The organism is Bartonella sp. AA126HLJHH (assembly GCF_042197425.1).
GTDB lineage: Bacteria > Pseudomonadota > Alphaproteobacteria > Rhizobiales > Rhizobiaceae > Bartonella.
Genome location: NZ_JBHIRU010000107.1, coordinates 1 through 836 on the forward strand (window position 1 = coordinate 1; position 836 = coordinate 836).

An 836-nucleotide genomic window follows, 5' to 3' on the forward strand; every position below is an offset into this window, starting at 1 on the left:
ATTATGCTATTCAGGATGTTCGGAAAGAAGCAAGACAAGCTGCTGCTATTGGTCTAGCGGTGTCCAACTTACGTTACAATGATGCACCAGGAAAGTTAAGTGTTGCACTTGGTAGTGGTATATGGCTCAATCAGTCCGCATTTGCTATTGGAGCTGGTTATACATCTGAAGATGGAAATATTCGCTCTAGTCTATCTGTGACAAGTGCCGGAGGGCGCTGGGGTGTAGGTGTAGGATTAAGCTTAACTCTAAATTAATAAAATTCACTACGATTATTTTCAAAAACGCTCCTGTCTATACAAGACAGGGGCGAGAAGAGTTACACGATTAAAAGAACGGTTCCCACAAATAACAGTGCCAGCATTAATGTTGAAAATAAAAAAAGAGAAAATGTCTGAAGAGTGGTGTGTTTTACGCAAATTTGACAGAAGTCGTGGAGGGGGCTAGTTGGTTGTTACATGACAGTAAGCAGCGGATTAAGAAAGTTTTTGATGATGCGAAAAAATATGTAGATAAATATTTTTCTGAATCCAAGGATAATGCGATGAGTAATGGTGTTAACGAATCGAAATCCTCCACCGATATGAAGTTTGATATTTTAAGTTATGACATTAAGAGCGTACGCAAAGAGGCAAGGCAAGCCGCCGCCGTTGGTCTAGCAGTATCCAACCTACGTTACTTCGACGAGCTAGGATCTTTGAGTGTCTCATTTGGTAGCGGCACATGGCGTGGACAATCCGCATTTGCCCTTGGTGCTGGTATACATCTGAAAACGGAAAAATCCGCTCTAATCTCTCTGCCACGAGTGCTGGTGGTCATTGGGGCATAGGTGGTGC

Annotated in this window: 1 protein-coding gene and 1 pseudogene; both read left to right on the forward strand. The window is 42.6% G+C overall.

Annotated features, from left to right (window positions below):
- Positions 1–257 (forward strand): YadA-like family protein (locus ACFIQC_RS09975; protein ID WP_375630675.1); only part of this gene is annotated, 257 nt, incomplete at its 5' end.
- Between the two features lie 170 nt (positions 258–427).
- Positions 428–836 (forward strand): annotated as a pseudogene (locus ACFIQC_RS09980) (YadA-like family protein); the annotation flags it as partial.